This is a genomic window from Pseudomonas sp. KCJK9058, from assembly GCF_046230975.1.
In the GTDB taxonomy this organism is placed as follows: domain Bacteria; phylum Pseudomonadota; class Gammaproteobacteria; order Pseudomonadales; family Pseudomonadaceae; genus Aquipseudomonas; species Aquipseudomonas alloputida.
In genome coordinates, this window is sequence record NZ_JBJJLR010000005.1 from 23243 (window position 1) to 39963 (window position 16721).

Below are 16721 nucleotides of genomic sequence, written 5' to 3' on the forward strand. Positions count from 1 at the left end.
CGGGTGCCGCACAACAGCGCAGTGCCCAGCAATCGTTGCAGATGGACCAGGTGGCCACTGCAGTCAATGAGGTGACCTACGCCGTGCAGGACGTGGCCAAGACCGCTGAACAGGCCGCCGGAGAAATGCGCACGGCACAACAACAGGTGACGCACGGCCAGCAGGCCATCCACGGCAGCCTGGCGCAGATCGACCGCCTGTCGCTGACCATCGATGAGGCCGTACAGGTAATCCGCGACCTGGCCGGCCACAGCACGCGCATCGGCGGCGTGCTGGACGTGATTCGTTCCATTGCCGAACAGACCAACCTGCTGGCGCTGAATGCCGCCATCGAGGCTGCACGGGCTGGCGAGCAAGGCCGAGGCTTTGCCGTGGTCGCCGACGAGGTGCGCCTGCTGGCCCAGCGTACAGCACAATCGACGGCCGAGATTCATACCATGATCGAGCACCTGCAGAGTCAGTCGGACGCTGCGGTCAAGGCCATAGACACCAGCAGCGAGGCATCGCGCCAGACTGTCGAACAAGCCCGCGAGGCCGGCGCCAGCCTGGACGCCATCAACCAGGTGCTGAACAACCTCACCGCATTGAATGCCTCCATTGCCAGCGCTACCTTGCAGCAGTCGCATGTGGTCGAAGAGATCAACCGCAATGTGCTGGATACTGCCGGGTTGTCGCAGCAGACCGCCGATGCGGCGCGTCAGTCCAGCGATGCCGGGGTGGCATTGGGGCGGTTGAGCGAAGAGCTGGAGCAGTTGTTGCGGCAGTTCCGGGTCTGAGAACAAGCCCTTTGTGGGCATGCCTGCTCCCGCAGGTATCGAGTGACCTTCAAGCCTGCGCTGCACCTGTGGGAGCAACTGTCTTGCTCAATTTCTGAAAGCTGGCGCGATTGAAGTGGGAGCGTGTAGCCCGCTGAAGGTCAGTGATGATACGCGTCATCTTCACCGGCAAAGCTGATTGACACACCACTGGATGGGTGGAGGGGTAGCAGAGTGACCAGGATGCGGCGGGGCGCTGGTAATTAAGGCGCCGCCGATCCTTTGTGGGCATGCCCGCGAAGGAAGCAACGCGGTGGATGGCACCGGCTCTGCCGGTGTTCGCGGGTAAACCCGCTCCTACAACCGGCTGCGCCCTACACCTTCCCCGGCCGACCCGCTACAATCTCGCCCCTTCCCCGTAGCCTCCAAGGATCGCCGATGTCCGGCCTTGAACTCATTGCCGCCCTCCTCGGCGTAACCGCTGTCTGGCTCACGGTCAAGCAGAACGCCTGGTGCTGGCCAATTGGCCTGGTCATGGTGCTGATTTATGGCTGGCTGTTCTACGAGGTAAAGCTGTACTCGGGCATGTTGCTGCAAGTGGCCTACGCCATCCTGCAACTGTACGGCTGGTGGCAATGGAAGCGCCCCGGCCACGCTGAAGACGCCCGTCAGGTCTCCCGCCTGCAACGCCCGGCACTGTTCACCGGCCTGGCCACCGGGGTGCTGCTGAGCGCCGCCCTGGGCGCGGCCATGGCCAACTGGACCGATGCCGCCCTGCCCTGGCTGGATGCCACCCTGACCGGATTCAGCCTGGTGGCGCAACTGTGGATGGCGCAGAAACGCCTGCAGTGCTGGCCCCTGTGGGTCGTGGTCGACATCATCTATGTGGGCCAATACCTGCATCAGCAGTTGTATTTCACCGCAGGCTTCTTCGCCGTGCTCACCCTCATTGCTGTACGCGGCTGGCTGGAATGGCGCCGCGACCCGGCGATGGTACAGCCATGAGTGCGCAGCAAGCAATGAAAGTGCTGGTACTGTGCGGCCCAGAATCCAGTGGCAAAAGCTGGCTTAGCGGGGTGATCCAGGCACATTTTGGTGGCGTGGTGGTGGGCGAGTACGTGCGCCATTTCATCGACCAGCAATGCCGTGACACCTGCTACGCCGATATTCCCGCCATCGCCCGCGGGCAACTGGCATGGGAGGACCGTGCGCGCGAGCTGGCGCCCCCACTGCTAATTCTGGACACCCACCTGCTGAGCAACATGCTCTGGAGCCAGGCACTGTTCGACGACTGCCCAACCTGGCTGGAAGAGGCACTGCTGACACGGCGTTACGACCTGCACCTGTTGCTCAGCCCGCAAGGGGTGGACTGGATTGCCGATGGTCAGCGTTGCCAACCCGATCTCAGCGATCGTCAGCGCTTTTTCGACGACAGCCAGGCGTGGCTGAGGCGGCACAAACAGCCGCACCGAATACTCGATGGCAATTGGCCGCAACGCCAATTGCTGGCCTTGCAATCGGTTGCTATGCTGCTTGGTAGCGATGCGCCATCATGCCCAACCGAGTGTTAAACCACTGACACACTCCGGTGGGGCAAAGCCCCCGAAATTGCGGGGCTTCCCCCTGTCCTTGGGGCAGTGTCAAGCCCGTGAAACACACTTGCAAAAACCCTTCCAATCAAGGCCACAGCTGACTTTGCCGGCAACGCGCAGGGCAAGCTGTTTCAAGCCTGAGACAACATGCGCCGCATTTTGTCAGCCTCTTGCCCTAACTATCTGATCTAAAAAAGATTCTAAAAAGCGGCACACCTTCTGCTCTGTCGTTCGCATCGCTGAACAGGGCCAGCGCTCAAAGAAGGAGTTGCCGTCGTGAGGAAACGTGACAAACGCCTCTATCACCTATTACTGGTGGGTTGTGTACTGGGGTCACTCAGCCTGACGGCTCAGGCGGACAAGGGGATCATCATCATCAAGCGCGATGTGCAGGTGCGCAACGCGACCATCCCCCCTCTGATCCCAGACCCGAGCCCTACCACCGTCAATGCCAACCCTTCTGCCCACGTGCTCAAGCAAACCAACGAGCTGAGCGATGGCGACTTCGCCGGCATCAGCAGCGGTGCAGGCATCAGCAACCTGGTCACCCAGCAGACCAACAACCTGGGTGGCAACCTCGGCAACCAGAACCAGCTTCCCAACTTGGCGGGCGGACGCGGCACGGGGTCGGGTAACGGTATCTCGAACATGGTCAACTCGAGCGTGCAGCGTGGCCTCGCGCCGCTGCAGATTCTGACCGGCGGGGGCAAGTGAGATGAAGCGCACACTGCTGATGCTGGCCGCCCTTTGCACTGCGCCGGCCTTTGCGCAATCTTTGGTTCCCGTCATCAACAACGCCGATATCGACAGCTCAGGCAGCCGCTATCAGGGCAACCTCTCTGTCAACCAGGCCGCTGGCGACAAACAGCAGCAAGTCAATGCGCGCGCCATCGCCGTCGGCCCCGAAGCCAATGCAAGCACCCAGATCCGGCAACGGCTCGACACGCCCGCCGACCCCGCGATGGACGCCCGCTCAACCATCCAGGGCAACGCTTTCAGCAACGGCAGCGGTGCCCTGGGGGTCAACCAGAGCGCAGGTGCCAACACCCAGCAAGCCAACGCACTGAACATCAGCATTGGCGCACAACCGCAAAGCATCGACGACAGCGTCCTCATGCAGCAGAACGTGGCGCTGATCAACAACTCCGGAGCAACTGACATTCCAGCAGGCTATCGCCAGGTCACCACCAGTGACCAGGCCTTCACCGGTAGCCGAGGGGTGATCCAGTTGAACCAGAGTGCCGGGGTGGGAAACCGAATGGCCAACACCTTGAGCATCCGGGTCGCGGATTGACCCTGCAGTTAAGAACGACACTTAACCTAATAGCGTACGGAGAATCACCATGAAACCCTCGATGGCAATCAAGCCTCTGGTTTTCGCAATTGCTGCGGTCATGGCTGTTGCTGTACAAGCTGGGCAAAATGATCGGCGTAATGACCACCATAACGGCCACCACAACAATGGTCATCACACGCCTCCACCCACCAAGATCCCTGTGTATGCAACGGCCAATGCCTGGGACACCCAAACCAGCACTGGCAACCGCATCTCCAATGAAGGCACCATCAACGAAGCCGAGATGAGTGACTCTGGCACCGGCTCCAGCGGCAACGTTGGCATAAACGTGGCGGCCGGTAACGGCAACCAGCAAGATAACGCCGCTGCCATTGCCAACGCAGGCTCCGACTCGAGCCTGGACAACAGCTTCGTGTTCGGCATGGCCAGTGCCACGGCTGACGTTGTGCAAACCAGCAGAAACAACCGGGTCGACAACTATTCGACCCAGTCTTCGGCTGTGATGAGCGGCTCGGCCAGCGGGGCTGAGGGCAACATTGGCATCAACGTTGCCGGTGGCGACCTCAACCAGCAGAAAAACACCATGGCCATCGCCAACACCGGTGCCCCGCTGGGTAACGCCACTGCCACGGCTTCGGCCAATCAGGACGGCCCAGGCCTGATTGTAAACAACAGCGCCGACCGCACCTATCGGGTGGATACGATTACCATCACCAAATCGGCCAGCGGTTCAAGCTCGAAGGAAGGCAGCTTCAACTCGACCGACGACCGCAGCTCGTCTTCGAGCTTCAGCGTCGCCGGTGCGCAAAGCGCCAGTTCCAGCGGCTCCAGTGGCTGGAACGCCAGCGGCTCGCAATCCAGCAATGCCAGCGGCTCCCACAACTCGAGCGCAAGTGGCTCGTTCGGCTGGGATGCCAGTGGCTCTGCCAGCGGCAGCCACAGCGCGTCGAGCAGCGCCAGCCTGGCAGCTTCGCTGGACGCTGACGTTAGCGCCTCGCGTACCCGTACCACCGACTATGGCCGTTACGAGCGTACCGATTCCAGCTCCTTCGATGGCTCGCTGAATGCGTCGCTGGATGTGTCGGTCGACAAGTCGCACGAAAGTGCATACGACTCGTCGTTCGAGAAAGCATTCGACTCCAACTACGACAAGGCGCATCAGTCGTCGTACGACAAGTCCAAAGAGTCTTCGTACACCAAGTCTCACGACTCTTCGTACGAGAATGCTTCGGCGTCTGAGTTCTCGAAGTCTGGCGAGCAATCAAAACAATCCTCGAACGACGTTTCGAAGAGCTACAGCGAAAGCAGCGCCTACGACTTGAGCAATACTGTGTCCTTCCAAGTGCTGACCCCGACCGGCTGGGCCAACCCAGTTACCAACACTGCAACCCTTAGCGGTTCGGTGAACGGTGGCAGCGGTAACCTGGGCGTGAACGTAGCAGCCGGTGTGGGCAACCAGCAAAGCAACTCGCTGGCCATCTCCAACACTTCGTTCTGACCGCTGTGCTTGAGGCCCCCTTCGGGGGGCCTTTCTTCAACACACCCTAAGGCATCCGATCATGCGTATTTTCGCCTTGGCGTTTTTGCTGTGCCTGGCCAGCGTGAGCGAAGCTGCACAAATGCCGCTGTCCGTCCTGCCGGGCGGCGCTGTGGTGTTCAAACCGATCCAGAGCTTGCGTGAACGTAAGTTCGCCGACCTGGTGCAACAAAAGACCGACTTCAGCTGCGGCGCCGCCGCGCTGGCGACCATCCTGCGCCAGGCGTACTGGCTGGATGTGGACGAACATCAGATCATCGAAGGCATGCTGGCCCACGCCGACCAGGACCTTGTGCGCACGCAAGGCTTCTCGATGCTCGACATGAAGCGCTACGTCGAAAGCCTCGGGATGCGTGCCCGCGGTTACCGGGTGGCACCTGAAACCCTGCACAGCGTACGCATTCCTGTCGTGGTGCTGATGGATGTGCGCGGCTACAAGCACTTCGTGGTCATGCAGAAAGTCGACAAAGGTTGGGTGTACATCGGTGATCCGGTGCTGGGCCACAGGCGATACAAGGTCGACGATTTCCTCAAGGGCTGGAACGGCATCATCTTCGCGGTGATCGGCCAGGGTTACGACAAGAACAACATCCTGCTCGACCCGCCCCTGCCACTGACCGCCAAGGGCCGGGTGAACAACTTCACCCCCGTGCAGGACTCAGAGCTGCTGGACTTCGGCTTCATCAGAAGCGACTTCTTCTAACGACTGTTCTAATGACAAGGAGCATGAGGCTCCAGGGAGCATTTCATGAAGACTTCATTGTGGTTGGCCATCGCCTGCCTGGCAGCCAGCCTGCCCAGTCACGCAGAGGCGTTGAAACCCATCGAACTGAAGGACCAGGAGCTGGCCAACCTGCGGGGCCGCTATGTGATGCCCGGACGAATCGTGAGCTTCGGCATTGTCATGTCCAGCACCTGGCAAAATGCAAAAGGGGATGTGATCGGGGCAACGTCCACGCTGCAGGTTCAGCAATCGACCATCAAACCCCAGTTCTATGTCTCGATGATCGATAGAAAAGGCGCAGGTGCGGCGCCGAGCAGCGCGTCTGCGGCCGGGACTGGCGTGGTAACGGGCGGCAACGGCCTGACCACCACCGAAGGTGTGACCCAGGTGGTCCGTGCAGCCGGTGACAACAACGCCGCTTACAACAACGTCGACATCAACGTGACCAAAGCCAACCAGGCCCCCGCTGCACAACAGCAAGGCCAGGTACTGGCCGCCGGCCAGACCCTGGTCGGGGAAAATGGCGCCGGCGCGCTCAGTGTCTCCTCAAGCGGTGTGGGCGTGCAGCTCAACATCAATGCCAGCAACAACCAGGGCAGCAGCGTACAACGCCTGGCCCAAGGTGGCCTGTTGCAGAACTCGACGCTGCTTGGCAACGGCAACCTGGTCAACAACGTCACCACCCTGAACGTTGTCATGCGCGAGAGCGTGCCGACAGCGGCTTCCCTCAACGGTAGCCTCGACCAGCTCAAAGGTCTTCGCACCTTCGGATACTGATCTACGCTCAGTCTCATCAAAAGTAGTTGGAAGGGACGGCAACTCCATGTACCGATCTTTTACGCTCAGAGCTTTTGTGTGCTTGACTACCTTGGCCCCCGCCACCGCACTTTACGCAGCCGCCGACCCACAAGTCGAAGCGCTGAAACAGGAACTGATTGAACTCAAACGCCGCTATGAGGCACAGCAACAGGCACTGATGGTGCTGGAGCAACGTGTGCGCCAGGTCGAGGAGGCCCCTGCTGCCGCGCAACCCAAACGCTTGGTCAAGTCTCCGGCCGAGGGGGTGAAAGGTGCGCAGACCGTCGCCTCTGGCGCACCGGGCACTACAGGAAGCTCCTACGGCCAGGCGCTGACAGCCGATTCCGAGCCGGCGCAAAGCGTTTCCAACCTGTATGACGAAGCCAGCGGATTCTTTGGCGGGGGCAAGTTCAGCTTCGAAACCGGCGTCACCTATACCCATTACGATACCCGTGCGCTGACCCTCAATGGCTTTCTGGCACTGGACTCGATCTTCCTCGGCAGCATCAACCTCGACCGGATCAAGGCTGACAACTGGACCCTGGACATGACCGCGCGCTATAACCTGGCGCAGCGCTGGCAGTTCGATATCAACGTCCCCGTGGTTTACCGCGAGTCCACCTACTCGTCTGGCGGTGCGGGAGGAGCCGGGGCAACCACTTCCGATGCCAGCGTGACCCGCGACCCGGAAATCGGCGATATCAACGTCGGGGTGGCCTACAAGTTCCTCGACGAGGACGAAACCTGGCCTGACGCAGTGGCCACCCTGCGCATCAAGGCACCAACCGGCAAAGACCCCTATGGCATCAAACTGCGCGAGGTGGACGGCAACAACAACCTCGCGGTACCGGAAAGCCTGCCGACCGGCAACGGTGTATGGTCGATCACACCGGGCATCTCGCTGGTCAAGACCTTCGACCCGGCCGTGCTGTTCGGCAGTCTGTCCTACACCTACAACATGCAAGACTCGTTCAGCGACATCAGTCCACAGGTGAACAGCAAGGTGCCGGGTGACGTCAAGCTTGGCGACTCGTGGCAGATCGGCGGTGGCATCGCCTTTGCCCTGAACGAAAAGATGAGTATGTCGTTCTCGGTATCCGACCAGTTCGCCCGCAAGAGCAAGATCAAACCTGATGGCGGCGACTGGCAATCGATCTCCAACAGTGACTACAACGCCGCCAACTTCAACATCGGCCTGACCTTCGCCGCCACCAACAACCTGACCATCGTGCCCAACCTGTCCATTGGTCTGACCGATGACGCACCTGACTTTTCTTTCAGCCTGAAATTCCCTTATTACTTCTGACAGTTGCCATCGGCCGGGCCCGTGCGAACGGCCCGGCTTTGGTTACAAGCCTTGTAACCGGCCGCCTTCCCTGCCCTGGCCTGATATCATCAATCACAGATGCATGACGATTTAATGGCAAAAGGGAAGTTTTTGTGAAGAACCTGTCCGACCACCCAAGCATCCGGCTTGCCGCTTTGGCGGCCCTGGTGCTGGTGATCCCACTGGGTACGCGCGCCATGCTGGGTTGGTCCAACCCGTTCGGTTACCTGTCCGATCTCGCCCTCGGCAGCCTGTTGATAGTGCTGCTACACCGCAGGCCGTGGTGGCTGGCGCTGCCCGTGCTGTTGGCCTGGGCGGCGCTGTGGGTGGCCTCGGCCGAACTGGTAAGCGCAGTGGGCCGACTGCCCACCAGCGCCGACCTTAACTACCTGACCGACCCGCAATTCATGGAGAATTCGACCGGTGGCGGCCTGGCCCATGCCTGGCTGCCCTGGGCCCTGGGTGGCGGCCTGCTGGTCTGGCTGGCCTGTGCGTGGCGCAGCCGTGCACGGCGTAGCCAGCCACTGCCGCGCAAAGCCTGGGCCATACCCGTACTGCTTTTCGGCGCGCATTGGGGCAGCCAGCAGCTGGTACCTTCCGATGCCGACCAGTGGCGGCAATACAACCTCCCCCACCAGTTGATGTCTGCCGGCGTCGGTAACCTGCAACGCCAGGTCGAAGGCTGGATGGGCCGCACGCAACCCTTCACCCCGCTGGCCAGCAGCGGCCTGACTCAATCCGACCTGCATGGGCAAAGGCTGCTTGCCGGCCCTGGAAGCGCCCGCAACTTGCTGGTGATTACCCTGGAAGGCATCCCAGGCGCCTACCTGCAGCCTAACCGCCAGGCGCTGAACAGCCGTTTCAACGACGACTTGATGCCCAAGCTCAGCAAGTGGGCCGAGCGCGGCATGAACACCCCAGACTACGTGCTGCACACCCACCAGACCATCCGTGGCCTGTATGCGATGCTGTGCGGCGATTACGACAAGCTGGCCAACGGCACGCCCAAGGGCGTAGAACTGCTGACCCAGAACGAACGCAACCAGGCCTGCCTGCCGGCGCAATTGCGCCAGGCCGGCTTCACCACCCACTATCTGCAAGGCGCGGGCCTGCGCTTCATGGCCAAGGACCGCATCATGCCGCACATCGGTTTCGATTCGGTGCATGGCCAGGAGTGGTTCGGCAACAAGAACTACCTGGACTTCCCGTGGGGCAAGGATGACCGCGCCTTCTTCGAAGGTGCCCTGGGCTATGTGGGCCAGCTGCAGAAGCAGGACAAGCCATGGATGCTGACGCTGCTCACCGTGGGCACCCACCAGCCCTATTCGGCGCCGGCCGAGTACCTCGAGCGCTTCGACACACCGAAACAGGCAGCGGTCGCCTACCTGGATGACGCAGTCGGGGCATTTCTTGACAATCTCGAGCGCCAGGGCGTCCTCAAGGACACACTGGTGGTGGTGACTTCCGACGAGTCTCACGGCATCGATGGCGTGCGCCTGGCGTCGTCCTGGGGCTTCAACCTTACCCTGGCGCCGGAGCAAGCCCAGCTGCCAACCATCAAGCGCGGCACCTACGGCCATATCGACCTGGCCACCTCGCTGCTCGACTACTTCGCACTGCCCATTCCTGTGGCGCTTGGCGGTCGCTCGTTGTACCGCGACTACGACAGCGGCCGCGAAATGATCTCCTACACCAACGGCATGCTGCGCTACCACAATGGCCAGGGCCTGTTCACCGAATGTGACTTCCAACAGCGCTGCCGGCGTTATGCCAGTGAGGGCTTTATCGCCGACCAGGCCCGCTACCTCGGGCCGGCCGACAGCTTGCTGGGCCAACAGATCGGCGCATTGGCCGGGGTGCTCGACCAATCCTTGCTGCAAACCCCACTCAACCTGCGTTACCAGTTTGGCGGCCCTTCGCCGATCAAGTTGCGCAAGCGCATTCACGATGACTGGGCCGACAACCTCATTGGCGCCCAGTATCTGGAAATGCCCGGAGGCTCGCATACCCGCGTGCGGGTCAAGGTCCGCTCGCTGGACCCTGAACGTGCGGCTTATATCCGGCTCAAGGCCAAGCAGTTGGAACAGGACGTGCCGCTGGGCCTGCCAGAAGAGGTAAAGGTCACTGCCGACGCGCCACTGGAGATGGAGTTCAGCTTCGACAACCCGACCGAGCGCAAGGCGTTTTCCTTCCACTTGCTGGGCTATGGCGGCGGCAAGGTAGAAGTCAGCGACTTCAGCGTGATCACCGCCCTGCCGGGTGAGGATGACGGCGCCGATGAGCTGGCCGAGGGGCATATCGCTCATTCGGGCTAAGCAGGTACCGCTCATCGCCCGGACACCGGTGCTTGTCGAATCGACCTGGTCGTACTCGACCAAGGTGTGAATCCCCCAGCGAGGAGACAGCACCATGAGCACCCGCGAAAGCAGGCACCCGGTGGTTTCCCGCAGCCAGTGGCTGGCAGCTCGCCAGCAACTGTGGCTGCATGAAAAGGCGTTTACCCACCACCGCGACGCGCTAGCCGCAGCCCGTCGCGCCCTGCCTTGGGTAAAGGTCGAGCAGGATTACCGCTTCTTCGGCCCGAACGGCGCGTTGAGCCTGGCCGACCTGTTCGCAGGCCGCAGCCAGTTGTTGCTTTACCACTTCATGTTCGCCGAAGGCTGGAGCGAGGGCTGCCCCGGCTGCTCTTTTCTGGCCGACCACTTTGACAGCGCCAACCTGCACCTGGCCCACCACGATGTGTCGCTGGTGGCGGTGTCACGGGCCCCGTATGCCGAATTTCAGGCATTTCGCCAGCGCATGGGCTGGCAGTTCCCATGGTATTCGTCGCATGGCAGCCCCTTCAACGAGGACTTTGGCGTCAGTGTCGGCAGTGAAGGCCAGCGGCAGTACAACTATGAGCCGTATGAGGGCAATGAAAGCGAGCTGCCCGGCTTGAGTGCGTTTTTCCGCGAAGGCGACGGCAGCGTGTACCACACCTACTCAACCTACGCCCGCGGGCTGGACATTCTGGTCAACACCTACAACTTCCTCGACATTGCGCCACTGGGGCGCAACGAAGATGGGACCATGGACTGGGTGCGGCACCATGACCGCTATGAAGGGCAACCGGACAAGCCTCACTGTTGTCACAGATGATGCAGGCAACACGCACACCTGTGGGAACGGTTTTACCAGCGAACACCGGCAGAGCCGGTGCCATCCACCGCGTTGGTTTCTTCGCGGGCGTGCCCACAGGGTTAGGCATTAACGCTGATGGTTGCCCGCAAAAACGCGTGCATATTTACCACATGTTGCACCGGGACGGGTTCGAGGTCGTACTGGCCGCAAGCGAACAGTTGCCGCTTCACGCTGAACTGGCGGGGGCCAAGAGCGGCGCTCTTCTCCCTCGCCAGTCAAACGCTGCTGGATACCTTGATGCAGGTGCACGCTGACCTGCCGCCAGCGGAACTTACCGGGAGGGTAATCGGGCTGCCCTTACCCACCTAAGTGGTAGAACAATCAACGGAGCCACCAATTGCTCGCCGAAAGTCAGCACACTGCGCGTTTCGCGACAATACAGAAAATAGACGTTGTATTATTCAGCTTCCACTTTTCCGTATTGAAGCAGATGTAACCATCTTATTTTGGCATTGGTGCCTATCCATCGTATCTCCCGGACGCCTTTGGGTAGACTAGTAGGTACATCCGACAGCAACGGCACCTCAAAGCCATCACCTTCAAAGTCTTTAGTGATGATGTATTGCCTGAAGCACAGCAACCCCAACCCGCCAAAGGTAATCAACCTGTTACGATTGTAAGGCCGCGCCGCGAAACGCACGCTTCCGCCCTCGTTGCTGATGGCTGCTTCCCTCCAGAGTGGAATCAACGAACCGAAAGGTAGTTTTTTGCGGACCGGGTCACCGTCAAATAATGGCAGTGGATACATATTCACGTTGACTCGCGCCCCAACGGGTGGTTCCACTTCATCGCCTTCGTCGCGCCGTGAAATATTTGCGAGGTTTTGATTGACAATGGAGTTGACATACCCCGGCGTCACAAAATCCAGCAATACCACCTGCGGGGCACTCCAGTTAGCCGGGTAGCTATTAAGATTGTGTGCCAGTTTTTCATTGATGACTTTCGCCATTTTTTCGACCGAATCCGCCCCGCTCTGCGGGGTGCGAGTCCAGTTGAGCATGAAGCCGACGCCATATTCACCCGGCACATGCCTTGCCCACTTACCCAACTGATCTTCAATCACAGCATCTGTGTCTTTCGAATTAGCGTAGTCATCCACAATTTGATACGCATCCCAAGAATTTGGACCCTTTGTTTTTCTATAAAAACCTGAGTCAGGCGCATCCATCAACCCTTCACTGACCACCAGCATTTTCCCGCGCAAATCCTCCAGGATAAATTGGTTCACCGGTTTGCGCTCACCCGGTTCGGCACTGACTTTGTGCAGACGATTCGCATGGCGATTAATCATCGTTTGAATGGCTGAGACGTCAGCGTCGGGTATATGCGTGAAGCTCAAGATCACGAACTCTCCGCGATTTTCTGTCAAGAACGTGTCAACGGAGGTGAGTACTTCGTCGAGCGTCGCGCCGTCGCATCCCGGCCCCGTGCCGGTGCCTGTCCGATGGTAACAAAGCAGTTGACCATCAGCGCGAGCGACCCGGATATCCAGGTAACGAACACCCATCCGGAGTTGCTCCGCAATGGAGGCGCGTTGCGCTCTAGATGCTGCCTCACCAAAGCCTCCCCCGGTGCAATTATGCAGTGGGCCATACATGCCAGCGTTATGGCTGCCGGGAAGCACCATATCTTGCACGCGAGTCGTACCTATCAATCTGGTCATCCACGCCTCGGTGGGCAGCGCATTTAGCGATCCCTCGTATACGAATATTTCGTCGTCCGTGAGCGGCTCTCCGCCGCGCTGAAAATACATCGAGGCATCAAACTCCCCGTATGGCGTCGGCGCCTTACCCTCCACTCGAACCCAACGCTTACCATCGTCCGGGTTGCGGGCACCAATGGCGCCGAACCACCAGTTATTTGATGTTCCTGTATGACCTTGAGCGATGAAAACGTCCTTGAATACCAGCGTTTGGTCCATGCCACTGAAACTACCGCCCGTCACGGTCAGTTTCAACGTGCCTTTGAAACCAAAATTGAGCTTACCTGGAGCATGCCCGAACGTATTCTCGGAATCACTGATGTAGCTACTGAACCAGTTCGCGACAGCGTCCGTACCGTGCCGCCCCACCTTGAAGCTCATAGTTCCATTGCTGGAGAAACTTCTTGTAAACGGTGGGTCGATATAGTTATCAGGATCTTGGCCACTGGAAACCTTCGCCGACGTAATTTCGTAGGAGCCGTAAACAATCTCGTTAGCCGTTCCAAAGGGTTGGCCATATTTGGACCGGAAATGCACCTTGTTATCGTGATACGTCTGCTCCACGTCTGCCTGCGGTTGAACTGCCTCGGCTCGCGCCTTTTTCCCGGCGAGCAGTACCAAAGGACGAAATGCCCAGGTCGCGCCAAGCGTACTCAACTGTTCAAAATTACAAGCCCCGTGGACAATTCTTTCCTCAGCATCCCTAATCCAATAGGGAAGAGCGAATTCATAGTCCGAAAGATCACCTGTAAAACCATCAGCGTACAGACTGAACCTGACACCTGACCCGTCGTGATATAAAATCTCCCAGCCATCGGCGTATTGTACTTCTGACTGACCGTCAGTCTGCAGACTGTGCTTCACGAAGGGTGAATTGGTATCGCTCAACGGAGCACTTTCACTAGCTGCGGAGGGTGCTGCGTTCATTGTGGGTCTGACCGTTCCAATCCTTCGCCTCCAACGGCCATCAGGGTTGGTAAGTGTCACTACCTCCATGTCAAACATACCAGGCCTGACAAGCATGGCCGGACGTTCAATTTCTTCGAATTCGCCCCAGTCTACCGGGTCTGTACATTGCTTAGGGGTGTAGACACGGATGAGCACGTCCCCGGAGGGACTGATAAAACTGATCTCTTCGAATTCGTCGCTCGCCAGTTCAGTCATGACCATCCACCTGCTTCCGTTATAGGGGATGTCAGCATTGCACTCGGCAAGCACAGGCTGCTACTGGCAAAAATATCAGTTCTGGGGCTGGGAAATAGCAAACGCGAAGACGAAAAAAACCCCGGAAAGCCCTGAGCTACCGGGGCCCGTGCCCTTGGCCATCGACAAGCAACTATTGCCAGCGTTGGCGCAGTTCAACAAACGCGCGTAATTCATTTATCCAGGACCGGCCCATTCGCGGGGCAGGCCCGCAGAGACCTCGATCTGTCAGGCTCGCGCACCCAGCATCCCGCGCTCGACGATAAAGTCGATCACCGCCTGCAACCCCTCGCCCTTCTTCAGGTTGCTGAAGGTCCAGGGCCGCTGCGGCCGCATGCGCTGGGTGTCGCGCTCCATCACCTCCAGTGAAGCCCCTACATAAGGCGCCAGGTCGGTCTTGTTGATCACCAGGAAGTCGGACTTGGTAATGCCTGGGCCGCCCTTGCGCGGGATCTTCTCGCCCTCGGCCACGTCGATCACGTAAATGGTCAAGTCAGCCAGCTCCGGGCTGAACGTGGCGCTGAGGTTGTCACCGCCGCTTTCCACGAAAATGACTTCGAGGTTACCGAACTTGCGCGCCAGCGCTTCGACCGCCGCCAGGTTCATCGAGGCGTCTTCACGAATGGCCGTGTGCGGGCAGCCGCCAGTTTCAACGCCAACGATGCGCTCCGGCTCAAGGGCGCCGGCCTCGGTGAGGATGCGCTGGTCTTCCTTGGTATAGATGTCGTTGGTAACCACGGCAATCTGGTAGTGATCGCGCATGGCCTTGCACAGCGCTTCCAGCAGAGCGGTCTTGCCAGAGCCGACCGGGCCGCCGACACCGACGCGCAGGGGTTGTTGATAGCTTTGCATGCAGGCAGTCCTCAGGAACGGAACAAACGGGTGTATTGGGTTTCGTGACGCGATGAAGCGATGGCCAGCAGCGGCAGGCCGCCGCCGAGCTGGTCATCGCCCAGGACCAGCGCCTGGTCCAGTGCAGCGGGCAAGTCGGCGCCAAGGTCGCGCAGCAAGGTCTGGGCAGCCTGCTGGCCGAAGGGCACCAGCTTGACCCCGGCCATGACTGCGCCCTCCAGCCAGGCAAAGCCATGGCCCAATGCCAGCTGGCGCAGCGGGATGGCCCAGTGCGCAGCCAGCCAGGCCATACCGCCCAACTGGGTCAGCTCAAGGCTGGCGCGCCAGGCGGGTGCCTGGCCCAGTTGCCAGCCGTCGAGCAACCGCGCCAGCGCTGCGCCGCGCTGCTGTTCTTCCAGGCGCAGCTCGGCGGTTTCACGGTTGGCCAGCAAGAACCGGCTCCAGTGACCGAACGCTTCGGCGTCCTCAGCCTGGCAGGCGTGGTACAGACGCGCCAGCACCGGCCAGTCGAGGCAGGCCAGGGTGTCGTGAACCTGCTCACGCTGCCAGCCGGCAAAACTGTCCACGCCCCGAACCCAGCCGGCCTCGACCGCCCACTCCAGGCCTTGCGAATAGGTAAAACCACCCACCGGCAAGCCGGGGCTGGCCAACTGCAGTAGGCGCAGCAGCGCCAGGTCGCTGTTCATCAACCGGCCAGCACCAGCGCGGCGCCGGCCAACAGGCCACCGCCAAAGGCCTTCTGCAGGCCGCTGTGGCGGCGCAGCAGGCAACCGACTGCAAAGCCCGCCGCCAGCAGCAAGCCGCTGACCACGACAAACCCCGCGCTGAATTGCCAGAACGCGCTCGGCGTGGCTTCTACGCCATGTGCCCAACCATGGAACAAGGCGAACACCGGCATGGCCATGGCCAGCAGCGACTGGCGGCTCGGCAGCAGCACCGCCCCGGCAGCCACCAGCAGCGACACGGCAATCAGGGTTTCCATGCCCAGCACATCGCCGAACAGGTGACCGCACACGGCACCACCGAACATGGCCGCCAGGGTCGCCAGGGGCAATGTCAGGTTGCGACGGGTCAACGCGGCGAGCACGCCGGTACCCAGCAGCATCAGCAGGTGATCGAGCCCGGTCAGCGGGTGCAGCAGGCCGTCCTGCAGCGGGTTGCTGTCATGGCCCGGATGGGCGAAGGCTGGCAGTGCCAGCATCAACAGAAACAGGGCGAAAGTCTTTTTCATCGGTTGCTCCAGGGCAGTTCAGGAATGGGCAGGCAGGCGTACGAACGGGTGATCGTGGCCATGGGCATGACTGTGACTGTGGCCATGCGGTGCACTTTGGTAAGCGCCCGCCTCAGGCTCGAACGGGGCCTGTTCGGCCTCTACCGTCAGGCCCAGCCCCCGCAGCATGTCGTCCAGCACATGGTCGTGCTGGAAGCGCAACAGCCCGGGTTCGATCTGCAGCGGCACATGGCGGTTACCCAGGTGGTAGGCGGCGCGGGCCAACAGGTGTGGATCGGCACAGCGCACCGTCGACACCGCCTCGGGCGCCGCCAGCACGCGGATCAGCTGGGTGCCCTCGGCATCGGCCAGCAGTTCACCTCCACGTAGCAGGTGGCCGCGTTCCAGCATCAGCCCGGCTTCGCGGCCATCGTCCAGGGTTACTCGCAGGCGGCTCTTGATACGGCTGTCCACGTCAAGGGTGACAGTGCCACTGACAACCCGCGTACCGGGTTCGGAGATACGGCGGCTCAAGACAATCATG

Annotated in this window: 16 protein-coding genes; 11 read left to right on the forward strand and 5 right to left on the reverse strand. The window is 60.5% G+C overall.

Translation table 11 applies throughout. From position 1 onward, the window contains the following. Positions 1 to 41 precede the first annotated feature (41 nt). From ACK59Z_RS04935 to ACK59Z_RS04985, 11 genes are all read left to right on the forward strand, one after another. Positions 42 to 776 carry a methyl-accepting chemotaxis protein gene (locus ACK59Z_RS04935; protein ID WP_404940839.1) on the forward strand — a complete coding sequence of 245 codons (735 nt, stop codon included), beginning with the start codon at positions 42 to 44 and terminating at the stop codon, positions 774 to 776. 417 nt (positions 777 to 1193) lie between these two features. Beyond that, positions 1194 to 1760: a nicotinamide riboside transporter PnuC gene (gene pnuC / locus ACK59Z_RS04940; RefSeq protein WP_409292502.1), complete on the forward strand. Its 567-nt coding sequence runs from the start codon at positions 1194 to 1196 to the stop codon at positions 1758 to 1760. Then, the gene (locus tag ACK59Z_RS04945) at positions 1757 to 2326 is read left to right on the forward strand and encodes an AAA family ATPase (RefSeq protein ID WP_409292504.1); all 570 of its coding nucleotides are present in this window, start codon (positions 1757 to 1759) and stop codon (positions 2324 to 2326) included. Before pnuC ends, ACK59Z_RS04945 begins: the two co-directional genes overlap by 4 nt. A gap of 297 nt (positions 2327 to 2623) precedes the next feature. Next, positions 2624 to 3061 (forward strand): hypothetical protein, encoded by a 438-nt coding sequence (locus tag ACK59Z_RS04950; RefSeq protein ID WP_003253914.1) that lies wholly within the window; start codon positions 2624 to 2626, stop codon positions 3059 to 3061. 1 nt (position 3062) lies between these two features. Next, the gene (locus tag ACK59Z_RS04955; protein ID WP_003253915.1) at positions 3063 to 3641 is read left to right on the forward strand and encodes a hypothetical protein; all 579 of its coding nucleotides are present in this window, start codon (positions 3063 to 3065) and stop codon (positions 3639 to 3641) included. A gap of 49 nt (positions 3642 to 3690) precedes the next feature. Continuing rightward, positions 3691 to 5142: a heme utilization protein gene (locus ACK59Z_RS04960; RefSeq protein WP_409292506.1), complete on the forward strand. Its 1452-nt coding sequence runs from the start codon at positions 3691 to 3693 to the stop codon at positions 5140 to 5142. 61 nt (positions 5143 to 5203) lie between these two features. Further along, on the forward strand, positions 5204 to 5884 hold the full coding sequence (locus tag ACK59Z_RS04965; protein WP_003253917.1) for a C39 family peptidase: 681 nt from the start codon (positions 5204 to 5206) through the stop codon (positions 5882 to 5884). A gap of 45 nt (positions 5885 to 5929) precedes the next feature. Beyond that, on the forward strand, positions 5930 to 6682 hold the full coding sequence (locus ACK59Z_RS04970; RefSeq protein ID WP_064614697.1) for a hypothetical protein: 753 nt from the start codon (positions 5930 to 5932) through the stop codon (positions 6680 to 6682). A 46-nt stretch (positions 6683 to 6728) separates the two neighbouring features. Next, positions 6729 to 8009 (forward strand): hypothetical protein, encoded by a 1281-nt coding sequence (locus ACK59Z_RS04975; protein WP_003253919.1) that lies wholly within the window; start codon positions 6729 to 6731, stop codon positions 8007 to 8009. Positions 8010 to 8143: 134 nt separating this feature from the next. Then, positions 8144 to 10345 carry an LTA synthase family protein gene (locus tag ACK59Z_RS04980; protein WP_409292509.1) on the forward strand — a complete coding sequence of 734 codons (2202 nt, stop codon included), beginning with the start codon at positions 8144 to 8146 and terminating at the stop codon, positions 10343 to 10345. Between the two features lie 94 nt (positions 10346 to 10439). After that, a complete protein-coding gene (locus ACK59Z_RS04985) occupies positions 10440 to 11168 on the forward strand; it encodes a thioredoxin family protein (protein ID WP_108191572.1) in 729 nt (242 codons plus the stop codon). A 439-nt stretch (positions 11169 to 11607) separates the two neighbouring features. Here ACK59Z_RS04985 and ACK59Z_RS04990 read toward each other — a convergent pair whose 3' ends face one another. From ACK59Z_RS04990 to ureE, 5 genes are all read right to left on the reverse strand, one after another. Next, positions 11608 to 14076, reverse strand: coding sequence for a phosphatidylinositol-specific phospholipase C domain-containing protein (locus tag ACK59Z_RS04990; RefSeq protein WP_409292511.1), 2469 nt, complete (start codon positions 14074 to 14076; stop codon positions 11608 to 11610). Positions 14077 to 14343: 267 nt separating this feature from the next. Further along, complete coding sequence (ureG, locus tag ACK59Z_RS04995; protein WP_012052571.1) at positions 14344 to 14967, reverse strand: urease accessory protein UreG; 624 nt, start codon at positions 14965 to 14967, stop codon at positions 14344 to 14346. An 11-nt stretch (positions 14968 to 14978) separates the two neighbouring features. Further along, positions 14979 to 15653, reverse strand: a complete 675-nt coding sequence (locus ACK59Z_RS05000) for an urease accessory protein UreF (RefSeq protein ID WP_098090494.1) — start codon at positions 15651 to 15653, stop codon at positions 14979 to 14981. After that, a complete protein-coding gene (locus tag ACK59Z_RS05005; RefSeq protein WP_003253925.1) occupies positions 15653 to 16198 on the reverse strand; it encodes a HupE/UreJ family protein in 546 nt (181 codons plus the stop codon). Before ACK59Z_RS05005 ends, ACK59Z_RS05000 begins: the two co-directional genes overlap by 1 nt. 18 nt (positions 16199 to 16216) lie before the next feature. Further along, entirely contained in the window at positions 16217 to 16720 is a 504-nt protein-coding gene (gene ureE, locus ACK59Z_RS05010; protein WP_003253926.1) for an urease accessory protein UreE, read from the reverse strand. Position 16721 lies beyond the last annotated feature (1 nt).